Genomic DNA, 14064 nt, shown 5'->3' with positions numbered 1-14064 from the left:
CCAGCCCGTGACCGCGCACATCCGAGTGGACGAGAGCGCCGACATGACCCAGACCCAGAACCAGGCCCAGAACGAGACCCAGACCCAGAGCCAGACCCGGCCCGTCGTCGTCTACGGCGCCTCCGGCTACACCGGCCGGCTGATCTGCGAGTACCTGCGCGAGTACCGCGTCCCCTTCATCGCCGCCGGGCGCGACGGCAAGAAGGTCCGGGCCGTCCTCGACAAGGTCCCCGGCATCGAGTCGGCCGACCACGAGGTCGTCGAAGTGGCCCACGACGTCGACGCGCTCACCGAGCTGTTCAGCGGCGCGCGGGTGGTGTGCTCCACGGTGGGCCCGTTCATCAAGTACGGACCCGACACCGTGGAGGCCGCGCTGCGCGCCGGCTGCCACTTCCTGGACACCACCGGGGAACAGGACTGGACGCTGCTGGCGCAGGAGCGGTACGGCCGCCGCTTCGCCGACGCCGGACTGCTGCTCTCGCCCGGCGTCGCGCAGATGTACACCACCGGCGAGATCGCCGCGAACGTCGCCCTGGAGGCGGGGCCCGGTCTGGACACGCTCGACATGCTGGCGCTGTGGAAGGGCTTCCCGACCTACGCCTCCACGCAGACCATCTTCACGATCCTCAAGGCCGACTGGTACCACCTGGTCGACAACGCGTACGTCGCCTGGGACCACCGGGCCACCCGCGAGTGCGTCGTCCCCGGCCAGCACGGCACCGCGCTGACCGTGCCGTGGGGCGGCACCCTGCACCCCGTCTGGTTCAAGGACGACCCGCGCGTGGCGACCTGCACCGTCACCGGCGGCGTCATGGACCGCGCGGTGATGGACGGAGTGATCGCCACCACCGCCATGTTCGAGGAGCGGATCCGCCCGCTGGAGCCGCGGGCCCAGGAGGCGGCCCTCTCGGAGATCGCGTCCGGGCTCCAGGCGGACATGCCGCCGCGCGAGAACCCCCGTACCAACACCTCCATCGACTCCGTGTACGCCTCCGGACCGCTCGGCCGCGTGCACGTGGCGCTGCACGGCAACTCGAACTACAAGCAGACGGGCCTGCTCCAGGCGTACGCCGCCTACTCGCTGCTCCAGCAGCCGCCGCGCCGCGCCGGCTTCGCCTCGGCCTGCCAGGCCTTCGGCCACCGCGAACTGCTGGGCGTGCTGAAGAACTTCGGCCTGGTGATGGACCCGATCGTCACGGCGCACGCGTGAGGTCGCCCGTCGCCTACCTCGACAAGGGCGCGTCCCTGGGCCCCGACGCGGTGTGCCTGACGGGACCCGACCGGACGATGACCTACGGCGAGGTCCGGGCCCACGCGGACGCCGTCGCCGCGGCGCTGGCCCGCTCGGGCATCGAGCCCGGCGCATCGGTGGCGATCCTCTCGCACAACGACGTCACGGCCTTCGCGACGATGTTCGGCATCGCCCGGCGCGGCGCCGTGTGGTGTCCGGTCAATCCGCGCGACACGGCTTCCGGGACACGGCAGTTGCTCGACCTCTTCGACTGCCGCTGCCTGGTCTACCACCCCGCCTACGCCGCCCAGGTCGCCGAGATGGCCCCGCACCTGCCGGAGATCACCACCTACGTGTGCCTGGACGACAGCGTCGAGGGACACGTGTCGCTGGAGCGCTGGACGGCGGGCGGGCCCGACGCGGGCGCGCCCGCCGACGGGGACGCCGCCCGGCCGTTGCCCGACGGGACGGCGATGCTGGTGGGCACGGGCGGGACGACCGGGGCGCCCAAGGGGGTGATGCTCACCGCGGCGAACCTGGAGGCCATGACCGCGCTCACCCTCATGGGATACCCCTTCGAGGGCCGCCCCACCTACCTCGCGCTCGCCCCGCTCACGCACGCCGCCGGGGTGCTGTGCTTCCCGATCCTCGCCCTCGGCGGGCGGATCGTCGTCATGGGCGCACCCGACGTCGGGGAGTTCCTGCGGCTGATCGGGAGCGAGCGGGTCACCCACACGTTCCTGCCGCCCACCGTCGTCTACGCGCTGCTCGACCACGAGCGGGCCGCCACGACGGACTACTCGTCGCTCCAGTGCTTCTGGTACGGCGCCGCGCCCATGTCGCCGACCCGGCTGGCGGAGGCCATCGAGCTGATGGGGCCGGTGATGGGACAGCTCTTCGGGCAGACCGAGGCGCCGATGATGGTCGCGACGATGCACCCGCGCGACCACGTGGACGCGGACGGCAAGGTCCTGGCCCACCGGCTCTCGGCGGCGGGTCGGCCCGGCCCGCTGGTCACCGTGGCCGTCATGGACGAAGCGGGGCGGCCGGTGCCCGCGGGAGAACACGGGGAGATCGTGGTGCGCGGCTCGCTGGTGATGGCCGGGTACTACAAGGACCCGCGGGCCACGGCCGAGGCGTCCCGCTTCGGCTGGCACCACACCGGTGACATCGGCTTCCTGGACGACGAGGGGTTCCTCCACGTCGTCGACCGGGCCAAGGACATGATCATCACCGGTGGTTTCAACGTGTACTCCGCCGAGGTCGAGCAGGCCCTGATGGAGCACCCCGCCGTCGCCGACTGCGCGGTGGTGGGCCTGCCCGACGACAAGTGGGGCGAGCGCGTGACGGCGGTCCTCCAGCTGCGCCCGGGCGCCACGCTGGGCGTCGCCGAGGCGATCGGCTTCGCCAAGGAGCGGATCGGCTCGATCAAGGCGCCCAAGCAGCTGGAGGTCTGGCCCGACCTGCCGCGATCCAAGGTCGGCAAGGTGCTCAAGAGCGAGGTCAAGCGGCGCCTCGCGTGATCGGGCGCGACGGCCGCACCGCATCGCGGCCGTCGCGCGCCACCGGCGGACACCGACCTGCGCGATAGTGGAGGGTGCCCGTCGGCCGCCCGGGTCGCGGAGGCGGGCGGATGCGGACCGCCCGGCTCCGCGGCGCGGGCGGTGCCCGACGGGGTGGGCGTGGCGCGCTTGACAGGGAAATCGAACATCCATTCTGATGGGTTATCCACAGGTGCAGCGGGCGTGGAGGCGCGTTGTCAGTGGCAGGCGTTAGCGTCAATGGCGTGAAGCGATCGACTCAAGCAAATCGGGTGGAACCCATGGCAGGCACCGACCGCGAGAAGGCGCTCGACGCAGCGCTCGCGCAGATTGAACGACAGTTCGGCAAGGGCGCGGTCATGCGTCTGGGTGACAAGCCGAACGACCCCATCGACGTCATCCCCACCGGGTCGACCGCGCTGGACATCGCCCTCGGCGTCGGCGGGCTGCCGCGCGGCCGCGTGGTGGAGGTGTACGGCCCGGAGTCCTCCGGTAAGACGACCCTGACCCTGCACGCCGTGGCCAACGCGCAGAAGGCCGGCGGCACCGTCGCCTTCGTCGACGCCGAGCACGCGCTCGACCCCGAGTACGCGAAGGCCCTGGGCGTCGACACCGACAACCTCATCCTGTCCCAGCCGGACACCGGTGAGCAGGCGCTGGAGATCGTGGACATGCTGGTCCGCTCCGGTGCCCTCGACCTCATCGTGATCGACTCCGTCGCGGCGCTCGTGCCGCGTGCGGAGATCGAGGGCGAGATGGGCGACTCGCACGTGGGTCTCCAGGCCCGCCTGATGAGCCAGGCCCTCCGCAAGATCACCGGTGCGCTCAACCAGTCCAAGACCACCGCGATCTTCATCAACCAGCTCCGCGAGAAGATCGGTGTGATGTTCGGCTCGCCGGAGACCACCACCGGTGGTCGCGCGCTGAAGTTCTACGCCTCGGTGCGTCTGGACATCCGCCGGATCGAGACCCTCAAGGACGGCACGGACGCGGTCGGCAACCGCACCCGCGTCAAGGTCGTCAAGAACAAGGTCGCGCCGCCCTTCAAGCAGGCCGAGTTCGACATCCTCTACGGCCACGGGATCAGCCGCGAGGGCGGCCTGATCGACATGGGCGTGGAGCACGGCTTCGTCCGCAAGGCCGGTGCCTGGTACACGTACGAGGGCGACCAGCTCGGCCAGGGCAAGGAGAACGCGCGCAAGTTCCTGTGCGACAACCCCGCCCTCTCCGACGAGATCGAGAAGAAGATCAAGGAGAAGCTGGGCGTGGGCGTCCGCAAGGACCCCGCCGCCGAGCCCGGTCCGGACGCGGCGGGCGCCGCCGTGGCGGCCGATGACGCGGCCAAGTCCGTTCCGGCCCCGGCGACGAAGGCCAAGACGGCCAAGGCCGCCGTAGCCAAGAGCTGACCGTGCGGGAGCAGAGCGGGGCGGGCGGTTCCGGCACGCCGCGAGCCGAGCGGGGACTGCCGCCCCAGAGCCCCGAAGAGCAGGCGCGGGCGATCTGCCTGCGCCTGCTCACCGGGTCCCCGCGCACGCGGCAGCAGCTCGCGGACGCACTGGCCAAGCGGGACATCCCCGAAGAGGTGTCCCAGCAGGTCCTCTCCCGGTTCGAGGAGGTGGGCCTGATCGACGACGCCGCCTTCGCCGGGGCGTGGGTCGAGTCCCGGCACCACAGCCGCGGCCTCGCCCGCCGGGCACTCGCCCGCGAGCTGCGCACCAAGGGCGTCCACGCCACCCTGGTGGACGAGGCCCTGGAGCAGCTCGACCCCGAGCAGGAGGAGCGGACCGCCCGGGAGCTGGTGGACCGCAAGCTGCGCGTGACCCGGGGTCTGGAGCGGGACAAGCGGATCCGCCGCCTCGCCGGGATGTTGGCCCGCAAGGGCTACGGGGAGGGCGTCGCCCTCCGGGTGGTGCGGCGCGCCCTCGAAGAGGAGGGCGAGGACGCGGAGGACATCGGCGGCCCGGAGTACCGGGCGTTCTGAACCCGGCGCGGCGGCCCCCGAGCGGGGTAGGGGTAGCCCCCGGGGCGGGACACCGGGGTGCTCCACTGCTCAACAGGGCCCCTGAGCAGCAGAGTTGCCCGCATGATGCTGCGTTACGCCTTTCAGAGCGTCCGGGACCGCAAAGCCGGTTTCCTCGGAGCCTTCGTCGCCCTCCTGTGCGCGGCGGCCCTCGTCACCGCCTGCGGCACCCTCCTCGAAACGGGCCTGCGCGCAGTGGTCGCCACCGAGCGCTACGCGGGTGCTCCGGTGGTCGTCTCCGCGGACCAGGACGTGCACGAGAGGACGGTCACGGAGAAGAAGGGCAAGACCAAGGTCAAGGAGAAGGCCAAGCCCGTCGCCGAACGGGCGTGGCTGCCCGCCGCCACCCTGGACACCGTCGGCGCCGTGCCGGGAGCCGCGCGAGCGGTGCCCGAGCTGACCTTCCAGGCCGTCCCCCTGGTGGCGCGCGGCACCGGCAAGCGGTCCTACGGGCACGCCTGGGAATCCGCCGACCTGACCCCCTTCACCCTGGCCGAGGGGCAGGCCCCGCGGAACGCCGGTGAGGTGGTCATCGACCGCGAGCTGGCCATCTCGGCCGGCCTGCGCCCCGGCTCCCGGCTCACCGTCCAGGCCACCGTGGAGCCCCGTACGTACACGGTCAGCGGCGTCGCGCGGGCCGCGGGCCGGACCCCGGCCGACGCCCTGGGCCACCAGACCTCGCTCTTCTTCGACTCCGGCGAGGCCCACCGGCTCGCCGCCCGTGACGGGCGGATCACCGCGATCGGCGTCCTGCCCCGCCCCGGCGTGAGCGCCGCCGCCCTGGCCGCGCAGGTCCGCGAGGCCCTGGCCGGGACCACCGCGCAGGTGTCCCGGGGCGACGACCGCGGGCCGGTCGAGTTCCTCGACGCGGCGGGCGCCCGGACCAAGCTCGTCTCCATGGGCGGAGCGATGGGCGGCACCTCGCTCCTCGTCGCCGTCCTCGTCGTCGTCGGCACCTTCGCCCTCTCCGTGCAGCAGCGCCACCGCGAACTCGCCCTGCTGCGGGCCATCGCCGCGACCCCGCGCCAGCTGCGCCGGATGCTCGGCCGCGAGGCCCTGCTCGTGGGCCTGGCCGCCGGTGTTCCCGGAGCCCTCGCCGGACTGCCGCTCGCCGCCTGGCTGCACGGCCGGTTCATCGCGACCGGCGCGATACCGGCCACCCTGGAGCGCACCGCCGGGATCTTCCCGATGGCGGCCGCCGTCGCGGTCACCCTGTGCGGCGCGTGGGTCGCCGCCCGGATCACCGGCCGCCGGATCGCCCGGATCCGCCCGTCCGAAGCCCTCGCCGAAGCCGCCGTCGAGCGCGGCCGACCCGCCCGGACCCGGATCGTCATCGGCACGCTGCTGCTGGCGGGCGGCGCGGTCCTGGTCGCGGTCCTGTCCACGCTGCGCACCGAGCCCGCCTCCACCCCGGTCACCTTCCTCGCGGTGGTGGTCCTCGCCGGGGCGGTCTCGCTGCTCGGGCCGCTGCTGGTGCGCGCCGCCGCCGCGCTGCTGTCCGGCCCGTTGGAGCTGATCGGTGCGAACGGCCGCCTGGCCACCGCCAACCTGCGCGGCAACGCCACCCGCATGGCCTCCGCCGTCACCCCGATCGCCCTCCTCGTCGGGATGACCTGCACCGTGCTGTTCGTCACGCCGACCCTCGGCGACGCGGCCCGCAGCCAGGCCCGCGCCGGGACGCGCGCCCCCTGGGTGCTCGCCGGGCAGGGTCCGGGCGTCACCGCCGCGGCCGCGGCGAAGGTCCGCGGCACGCCGGGGGTCACCGCCGCCACCGAGCTGGTGGGCACGACCGTCCGGGTGGGCCTGACGAAGTACGCGGCCCAGGGCGTCACCCCGCAAGGCCTCGGCAAGACCTGGGACCCCCGCGTCACCGCGGGCAGCCTCGACGCCTTCGGCCCGGGCGGCGCGGCCGTCAGCGAACTGGCCGCCGACCAGCTGGGCCTGCGGCCCGGCAGCCCGCTCTCCCTGACCCTGGGCGACGGAACCCCCGTCACCGTGACCGTCCGCGCCGTCTACGCCCGGGGCCTCGGTTTCGGCGACCTGACCCTGCCCCACGACCTGGTGGCCGCGCACGTGGACGACCCGCTGGCCGACGCCGTCCTGGTGGCGACCGAACCGGGCACCGGCCGCGACCGGCTGGCCGCCGCGCTGGAGGGGTTCCCCGGCACGGTGGTGCTGAGCGCCGCCGAAGCGGACGCGGCGCGGGCCGAGCGGCAGGACGCGCAGGCCGAGGTGAACCTCCTCGCGATGGGCCTGGTCCTCGCCTTCACCGCGATCGCGGTGGTCAACACGCTGGCGATGTCGACCGCGGAACGCTTCCGCGAGTTCGCCATGCTGCGCCTGGCCGGTGCCACCCGGCGCCAGGTCCTGCGGATGCTGCGCACCGAAGCGCTCGCGGTCCTGCTGATCGGGGTGGGCCTGGGCTCCGCCATCGCGCTCGCGGTCCTCACCGCCTTCAGCGTCGGGATGACGGGCAGCGCCTCCCCGGCCGTGCTGCCCGCGGCCTACGGCGTGGTGGTCGGCGGGGCGGGCCTCCTGGCCCTCCTCGCCACCGCCCTGCCCGGCCGCGCGGCCCTACGGGTCCGCCCGGTGGAGGTGGCCTCGGCCAAGGGATAGGAGGGCGCCCCGGGTGGGGCCGGCCATGCCGGCCCCACCGGCGTTCGAGGCGCCCCCGGAGGGCAGGGAACCCCGCAGCCGTCCCCTCAGCCCGGGAGGGTCACCGGCAACCCCGCGGCCTTCCAGGCCTGGAAGCCGCCGGTCAGGTCCGTCGCCCCGGTCAGGCCCAGGGCGTGCAGGGAGGCCGCCGCCAAGGTGGAGGCGTACCCCTCGTTGCAGATCACCACGATCCGCAGGTCGTGCGAGGTGGCCTCGGGGACCCGGTGGCTGCCCCACGGGTCCAGGCGCCACTCCAGCTCGTTGCGCTCGATCACCAGGGCGCCCGGGATCAGGCCGTCGCGCTCGCGCAGCGCCTGGTAGCGGATGTCCACGAGCAGCGCGCCGTCGCGGGCGGCGGCGTGGGCCTCGGCCGCCCCGATCCGCTCGTAGGTGGCGCGGACCCGCTCCAGCAGTTCGTCGATGCCGACGGGGGCGGCGCTCACTGCCAGTCCGCCGGACGCTCGACCTGCTCCAGGGTCAGCACGGCCCCGCTGCGGCTGAAGCGCCGGATCAGCGGCAGCGGCGGGTAGTAGGCGTGGACGGAGACGGCGTGCTCGGTCGGCGAGGTGTTCAGCACCTCGTGCACGTGGTGCTCGCCGAAGGCGCGCCCCTCGCCCGCGCCGAGGGTCCGCGTGCGGTCCAGGCCCGAGGCCAGGTGCAGGGACCGCCAGCCCTCCGCCGGCAGCCGGACGGACAGGGAGTGCTCGGTGAGGCGCCCGCGCGCGGTGGCGAAGGCGCCGCGCGACTCGGCGTGGTCGTGCCAGCCGGTTCCGGTGCCCGGCGGCCAACCGATCAGCCAGGCCTCGCTGCCCCCGGGGCCGTCGAGGCGCACCCAGGTGCGGCCCTCGGGGTCCAGGGGGAGGGAGGCGACGAGATCGGAGTCGGCGGCGGTGCGCCGGGCGAAGTCGAGGAGTTCGGCGGCGCCCGGGCCGGAGGTCACCGGGGCAGGGCTGAGCAGGGATGCAGACATCGAGGAACGACCGTCCTGGGAGTTCGCGAAAGCGCGCGTCGGCGCGCGGGAGGAAGGCGAATCAGCAGGAAGGGCGACAGACGCAGCCCGCATAGCGGAGGAGGTCCATGTGGACCCTCCGCCACAGGCGTACGTCGTGACCGGTCATGTTCGCGAGTGAACCACGGGTGGACTTGAGGGTCAATCGATCACGGGTGGGGTGTGGCGGACGCCTCGGGCAGGGCCCGCGGCGCGGGGGCCGGCAGCGCGGGCAGCGCCGTCTCGGGGGCGCCCGCCCGTACCGCGTCCGCGGCCTCGTACAGCTCGGCCGGACGCACCCCCGCGAAGGTCGCCGCGAGGTGGCCGTCGGGGCGCAGCAGCAGCACCGTGTGCGCCGCGGCCCCCGGGTAGCCGTCGGCGACCAGCAGCTCGGCGCGCACCGGCAGGGCGCTGACCGCGTCCGCCAGCCGCGGCATCAGCCCGGCGCCGACCCAGTGCCGCCGGTCCCACACGCCGGTTCCCGGGGCGACGAGGAGCACCAGGAGGCGCCCCCGGCCGAGCAGGTCGCGCAACGGTACGGTCGATCCGTCCGGCGCGGTCACCGGCACGTTCGCCGCCTGGCCCCCCGGTTCCGTGTCGGTCGGGACCTCGCGCACCGCGACGGGAGGGGCGTACGCGGGGGGCGCGCCCAGCGGCCCGCGCCCCAAGTGGCCGTCCGTGAGCAGCGTTTCGTGGCTGCGCGCGGCGCCCGGTACGTACGTGCGCAGCCCGCCCCCGCCGCGCAGTACGGGCATGGCCTGGTCCGCGGCGCGCAGCCGGGACGCCACCGCGGTGCGCCGCTCGGCCTCGTACCCGTCGAGCAGGGCTTCGGAGGCGCCCTGGTGCCAGGCCAGGGAGAGCCGCCAGGCCAGGTTCTCGGCGTCCCGCAGCCCCTCCTCGACCCCCTGCGTGCCCAGGGCGCCCAGCAGGTGGGCGGCGTCCCCGGCGAGGAAGGCGCGGCCGTCGCGCCAGCGCCGGGCGAGCCGGTGGTGCAGCGTGTGGACGCCCGTGTCGATCAGGTCGTACGGGGGAGTGCTGCCCCCGCACCAGGTGGCCAGGGTGTCGCGGATCATCCCGATCAGCGCGTCGGGCGTGACCAGCTCCCCGCGCGGCGGCAGCAGCCAGTCCAGCCGCCAGACCCCGTCGGGCAGCGGCCGCGCCGTGACCTCGGCGGTCTTCGCGGAGCGGCTGCGGTGCAGCAGGGCCTCGCCGGGCCAGGGGAGTTCGGTGCGCAGCGCCGCCACGGCGTACCGCTCCACGCCGGTGCGCCCGGGGAAGCGGATGCCCAGCAGCTTGCGGACGGTCGAGCGGGCGCCGTCGCAGCCGACGAGGTGGCTGCCGCGCCACCAGGTGGCCGCGGGCCCGCGGGTGTGCGCCGTGACCCCGAGCGCGTCCTGCTCCAGGGCGTCGAGGCGGCTGTCGGTGACCAGTTGGACCAGCGGATGGGCCGCGGCGGCGTCGCGCAGGCCGCGGGTGAGGGCGTGCTGCGGCAGGTGCAGCGGGGCGGTGGCGTCCTCGAAGGTGGTCCGGTGGGTGTCCCGGCCGCGGCGCATCGTGCGCCAGGCGGCGAAGGGCGCGCCCTCGTCGCGCAAGGTCGTGCAGCCCAGGCGGTGCGCCATGGCGGCCGTGTCGGAGTGCAGCACGACGGTGCGGGCGGGGCGCGGTTCCTCCTTGCCGGGGCCCTCGTCGAGGACGACGGAGGGAACGCCCGCGCCGGCCAGGGCGAGGGAGAGGGTCAGCCCGACCGGTCCCGCGCCCACGACGATCACCGGGTCCACGGCACGGCTCCCGATGTCCGGTATGTGATCACAGAACGTATGCAACCGACTATAGGGGCCCACGTCAAGTGACGTCGGTCGGTGAGGCAGCAACCGGGACCGCGAATTCTGAAGCGGGTAGAAATTTCATGAGACCGGCGAGGTGGACCTCGCGCAACCTGCCTGTGGGGCCCAGGAGGGCGTCGGAATAGATATTTCCGGCCACCGAGCGGCCTGAATTTATCATTCGAAATTCAGCCAGTCGCTTGCTTAATTTAGCCCCTTCGTTCATTCTGCGGGAGCGGCTAAGCCCTATTTTGCCCCTTCTTTCCGGCGTTCGGTCGAGGTGATGCTCAAGTAATCCTCAGAGGATCGGAATTTGGCTTGCCCGATTCTGGTGGGCGTGAAACTCTAATGGCGACACAGAGGAAACGATTCATCTGTGTACGCGAGGGGCGCGTGACATTCGCGCTGAAAACCATCCTGTCGGATGGTTTTTCGCGTGGTGACCACTGAAGAGAATAGGTGAACGAACTTGCTGAAGTTTACGGGAATCCGGCGAGGCGTCGTAACTCCGATGCTCTCGGTTGCGCTTGCCGGCCTCTGTACCCTCGGGGCCGGTACTGCCGCCTCCGCTTCTGAATCCGGTGCCGCGGCGCGGCCTACTGGATGCAGGTATGCAATTTCCACAACATGGAATACTGAAGCAGATTGCAGTAATCCTAATGGTGGATCCTATCGGGCTATCGCTATATGTACGGATGTCGAATCCGGCAAGGTGCTGTATTTCTACGGAAAGTGGAAGCAGTACGGGTACTCGTTTGCGTACTGCCAGGGGTCCTATCGGACTACCTCCGCAGGTGTCGAGACGTCCGTCAACGACAACACCCCCTAACGGTGAGAGAACTCAGGAAGGACTGGCAGATGAAGAAGCTTTTCGCGGCAGTGTTGGCCGGCGCGGCGATGTCGGTAGTGGGACTCCAGAGCGTAGCTGCAGCTGCTGCCACTGGCTGGCCGACTGGGTGCGTCAGCTACAGCTCCAAGATCGGAGGTGGCTGGGTGGCTGAATGCAGTAACAGTAACGGCGGCCATTTCAAGGCGACCGTCCGGTGCGACCCGTGGGACAATAGCCCCACGATCAATGTTGATGCAGTGGGTTGGAATAGCAGCGGCTACTCCTACGTTCCCTGTCCGCCGCAGACTTCCGTCATTAGTGGCGGCTTCATTACGAGGTCCTACTAGTAGGCCTCACCGCTTCGCGTCGACCCTGACGCGATGGCGTCGTGCGCGACCGGCGTGACGAGGGGCAAGTGAATATGGCGCCCCCTCCAGTTTTCTGGAGGGGGCGCCATATTCGTTTTCCCGCCCTGGCCTATTTTATCCTTCGGGTAGGTCTGACTTGAACCTGGACCTGTGACCGGCTTCCGTCGGTCGACGCATGACGGATTGGCCGGTCCATCGTCCGGACAGGGAGGCTCATCCGTATGCACTCTTGGTCGATTGGGTTGGCTGGCCTAATTCAATTCGATAGTGAGATTCGGCAGGTCGGATGCCATCTCGCTGTCAGCCCTCAAGCTGGTGCCCGGTTTGAATGGGCGTCTGTCTGGTGTGGGATGCTATGCGATCGATTGCTGCTTGCCGATGGAGGCGCCATGGAGTGACATTTCCTGGTCCGCTTCAGGTAGACGGCGCTTGGACAGCGCGAGCTGCGGCTCGGAGTGTCTCGCTGTACAGAGCGCGGTGCGGCGAATCGAGGGCCTGGGCCCTACCCGCCCCTCCCTTGTGACGTCACAGGTGGATTCCCGCATCCCTGAAATGGCCAATCGAGATGATCCATTGATGGCCATCCCTGCGGGATGCATCGCTGGTTACAGATGCCCAGAATTTGTTCCTCACTCACGGTCCATGTCGGTGAAGTGTTGGTGTTGCATGGGAGATTGAAATGGCTCGCCGACCTGTGGTCGGCGAGCCATTTCAATCTCTTGTGAAGTTTTTGGAATCCGGCAGCAGGGTCCTATTTCGGCTCCATGTCTGCCGTCTCAGGAGAAATGACGGTCACGCTGTGCTTTCCGAGTCTCAACCCTCGGCAGTAGGGCGAAGCAGGTGGGTATGCAGGCGGGAGATATTGCTATCTTCAAGACGGTTGGGTTGTCGTCGACCTGCATGTTTTCGAACGTATGGCGTGCGGTCTGGAATGGTTCCGGGTGTGGCTACGGAATGCTCTTTCTTGCTAACGGGGTTCGCCCTCATGCCCGAGGTGAGTCCGCGCCGCTACCCATTCCTGCATCCATGACTTTGGTGATGTCGACTGTCGCGCCGGTGCTCTTCTTCGACTTGCGCAGCCGTCCCTCCAGAGCGGAAGCGCTCGTGGTCAGAGCGAAGTTGATGGCGATGAAGAGCAGGGCGATCACGACCAGGCTCGCGATGGTGTTGCTGTAGTTCGCCGAGATCTGGCGGGCCATTGACAGCAGTTCGGGCAGGGCGAGCAGCGAGCCGCCGAGCGCGGTGTCCTTGAGGATCACCACGAGCTGGCTCACCAGCGCCGGCAGCATCGCCGTCACGGCCTGCGGGATCAGGACGTGGACCATGGTCTGGCCCTTGCGCATGCCGATCGCCTTGGCCGCGTCGGTCTGGCCGGACGGCAGCGAGAGCACGCCCGCCCGGACGATCTCCGCGATCACCGCGGCGTTGTAGAGGACCAGGCCGGTCACCACCGCGTACAGCGGCCGCAGTTCCGAGCTGACGTCGCTGAAGCGCACGTACAGGGCGGATCCGAAGAGCATCAACATGAGCACCGGGACGGCACGGAAGAACTCGACGAACGCGCCGACCGGGACGCGGACCCAGCGGTGGTCGGAGAGCCGGCCGATGCCGAGCAGGGCGCCCAGCGGCAGCGCGATGACCATCGCGATCAGGCCGGCCTTGAGGGTCTCCAGCATGCCCGGGATCAGCCAGGTGGACCAGATCTCGCCGTCGGTGACGAAGGGCGTCCACTTGTCGGCGTCGAGCTGGTTCTTGTCCGCCATCGTGGAGAGGATCCACCACAGGGCGAGGCCGAGCACCACGAGGAAGATCGCGGAGTACAGCCAGTTGCGCGCCTTGGCCTTGGGGCCCGGCGTGTCGTACAGCACGGAGGTCATCGCTTCACCGCCACTCGCTTGGCCACCCAGCCCAGCAGGAGACCCGTGGGCAGGGTCAGCAGGACGAAGCCGAGGGCGAAGATGCCGAAGACCGTGAAGAGCGCCTGCGCCTCGTTCTCGATCATTTCCTTCATCAGCAGGGCCGCTTCGGCCACGCCGATGGCCGCCGCCACCGTGGTGTTCTTGGTGAGGGCGATCAGTACGTTCGTGAGCGGCCCGATGACCGCCCGGAAGGCCTGGGGGAGCACGATCAGGGTCAGCACCTGGAAGAAGCTGAGCCCCAGCGCGCGGGCCGCCTCCGCCTGGCCGACGGGCACGGTGTTGATGCCCGAGCGCAGCGCCTCGCAGACGAAGGTGCCGGTGTAGGCGGTCAGCGCGAGGACAGCCAGCCGGAAGCCGGTGTCCTTGAAGGTGCTGCCGCCAAGTGCGATGCCGAGGGTCTGGTTGAGGCCCAGGGAGCAGCCGATGACGAGCACGGTCAGGGGCGTATTGCGCACCACGTTGACGTAGAAGGTTCCGAATACCCGCATGAGGGGCACGGGGCTAACGCGCATCCCGGCCAGGGCAGTGCCCCAGACCAGGGATCCGGCCGCCGAGTAGAGGGTGAGCTGAACCGTCACCCAGAAGGCTCCGAGCAGGTCGTACTGCCCGGAATCAAGAAAATCGAACACGATGCCCTGCGCTCTCCCCAGGATGGCCGGCGAGGTGCGGCGCCGCCCGTGACAGGCGGGC

At 71.0% G+C, this 14064-nt stretch carries 10 protein-coding genes and 1 pseudogene; 5 read left to right on the top strand and 6 right to left on the bottom strand.

Annotated features, from left to right (window positions below):
• The first annotated feature begins 7 nt into the window (after positions 1-7).
• From ACFWAR_RS29920 to ACFWAR_RS29900, 5 genes and pseudogenes are all read left to right on the top strand, one after another.
• A complete protein-coding gene (locus ACFWAR_RS29920) occupies positions 8-1210 on the top strand; it encodes a DUF5938 domain-containing protein (protein WP_385783683.1) in 1203 nt (400 codons plus the stop codon).
• Positions 1207-2754 carry an AMP-binding protein gene (locus tag ACFWAR_RS29915; RefSeq protein ID WP_385783681.1) on the top strand — a complete coding sequence of 516 codons (1548 nt, stop codon included), beginning with the start codon at positions 1207-1209 and terminating at the stop codon, positions 2752-2754. The genes ACFWAR_RS29920 and ACFWAR_RS29915 overlap by 4 nt, the downstream gene beginning before the upstream one ends.
• A gap of 299 nt (positions 2755-3053) precedes the next feature.
• Positions 3054-4178, top strand: coding sequence for a recombinase RecA (gene recA / locus ACFWAR_RS29910; RefSeq protein WP_385783678.1), 1125 nt, complete (start codon positions 3054-3056; stop codon positions 4176-4178).
• A pseudogene (recX, locus tag ACFWAR_RS29905) lies at positions 4124-4753 on the top strand (recombination regulator RecX); the annotation flags it as partial. The gene recA and the pseudogene recX, both read left to right, overlap by 55 nt.
• 102 nt (positions 4754-4855) lie before the next feature.
• Positions 4856-7408: an FtsX-like permease family protein gene (locus ACFWAR_RS29900; protein WP_385783676.1), complete on the top strand. Its 2553-nt coding sequence runs from the start codon at positions 4856-4858 to the stop codon at positions 7406-7408.
• Between the two features lie 86 nt (positions 7409-7494).
• Here the strand turns inward: ACFWAR_RS29900 and ACFWAR_RS29895 are convergent, their stop codons facing one another.
• From ACFWAR_RS29895 to ACFWAR_RS29870, 6 genes are all read right to left on the bottom strand, one after another.
• Entirely contained in the window at positions 7495-7890 is a 396-nt protein-coding gene (locus ACFWAR_RS29895; protein ID WP_385783674.1) for a rhodanese-like domain-containing protein, read from the bottom strand.
• A complete protein-coding gene (locus ACFWAR_RS29890; RefSeq protein WP_385783672.1) occupies positions 7887-8417 on the bottom strand; it encodes a cysteine dioxygenase in 531 nt (176 codons plus the stop codon). Before ACFWAR_RS29890 ends, ACFWAR_RS29895 begins: the two co-directional genes overlap by 4 nt.
• Positions 8418-8478: 61 nt before the next feature.
• Positions 8479-8526 carry a hypothetical protein gene (locus tag ACFWAR_RS29885; RefSeq protein WP_311314449.1) on the bottom strand — a complete coding sequence of 16 codons (48 nt, stop codon included), beginning with the start codon at positions 8524-8526 and terminating at the stop codon, positions 8479-8481.
• Positions 8527-8605: 79 nt separating this feature from the next.
• The gene (locus ACFWAR_RS29880; protein ID WP_385783669.1) at positions 8606-10213 is read right to left on the bottom strand and encodes an FAD-dependent monooxygenase; all 1608 of its coding nucleotides are present in this window, start codon (positions 10211-10213) and stop codon (positions 8606-8608) included.
• A 2225-nt stretch (positions 10214-12438) separates the two neighbouring features.
• Positions 12439-13332 carry an amino acid ABC transporter permease gene (locus ACFWAR_RS29875; RefSeq protein ID WP_385783667.1) on the bottom strand — a complete coding sequence of 298 codons (894 nt, stop codon included), beginning with the start codon at positions 13330-13332 and terminating at the stop codon, positions 12439-12441.
• The gene (locus tag ACFWAR_RS29870; protein WP_385783752.1) at positions 13329-14003 is read right to left on the bottom strand and encodes an amino acid ABC transporter permease; all 675 of its coding nucleotides are present in this window, start codon (positions 14001-14003) and stop codon (positions 13329-13331) included. Before ACFWAR_RS29870 ends, ACFWAR_RS29875 begins: the two co-directional genes overlap by 4 nt.
• Positions 14004-14064: the final 61 nt, after the last annotated feature.

Origin of the sequence: Streptomyces sp. NPDC059917 (assembly GCF_042730635.1) — a bacterium.
Lineage (GTDB): Bacteria > Actinomycetota > Actinomycetes > Streptomycetales > Streptomycetaceae > Streptomyces.
This window is presented reverse-complemented; position numbering and strand designations above follow the sequence as displayed.